Origin of the sequence: Candidatus Accumulibacter vicinus (assembly GCF_000584955.1) — a bacterium.
GTDB lineage: Bacteria > Pseudomonadota > Gammaproteobacteria > Burkholderiales > Rhodocyclaceae > Accumulibacter > Accumulibacter vicinus.
Map to the genome: position 1 here is coordinate 2682 of NZ_JDSS02000018.1, position 586 is coordinate 3267.

Genomic DNA, 586 nt, shown 5'->3' on the forward strand with positions numbered 1-586 from the left:
GCCGCGCCGTTCAGGCTGGTCGAGCGTTTTCCACCCTGCGATTTCCACCGTAGGGAGCACGCAATTGAATTTTCACCGTAACTACTCAGGTCCCCCCGATGGCGAATTCACGCGAAACGAGGCTGAGGAGGGTTGCCTTGGAAAGTCAGGGTAAGTGCCTGGAAGAGATTGGTGCCCTGCTTGTGCATGGTGGCGAGGTAGGAGCGGAGGGTGCAGAAGGTATCGGCGCCGTTTTTGGTTCTGAAGCAGCCGGAGACTTTCTGTTTGACCTTGGGCATGCGAACGGCGTGTTCAGCGAGGTTGTTGGTGAAGGGGACGTGGTGATCGGTGGCGAAGCGCCAGACGTCGTCGGCGTAATGGCGCAGGCGGAGCAGAAGATTGGCGGCTTTGCTCTGTCGTGTTCGCCCGCGTTTCCCCGATTTCGGGGCAAGCGGATTCAAGGCTTCGCCTTCAGCGAGGATTTTTTCATAACGATCACGGACGCTTGCGATTTGTCGCGAGGACAGCGGACCGCCAAGTTGGTTCACCTCGTGACAGGCCGCCACCAGCAGGTCGATCATGCGGCCGGCCCAGGCTTGTCCGAGTT

1 protein-coding gene is annotated in these 586 nt (G+C 59.4%); it reads right to left on the reverse strand.

Going from position 1 to position 586, the window contains the following annotated elements:
• Positions 1-107 precede the first annotated feature (107 nt).
• Positions 108-560, reverse strand: coding sequence for a transposase (locus CAPSK01_RS04970; protein ID WP_273703115.1), 453 nt, complete (start codon positions 558-560; stop codon positions 108-110).
• Positions 561-586: the final 26 nt, after the last annotated feature.

Bases quoted from the DNA above. Each gene is read 5' to 3' on its own strand.
- CAPSK01_RS04970 (WP_273703115.1), bottom strand. From the start codon at position 560: ATGATCGACCTGCTGGTGGCGGCCTGTCACGAGGTGAACCAACTTGGC.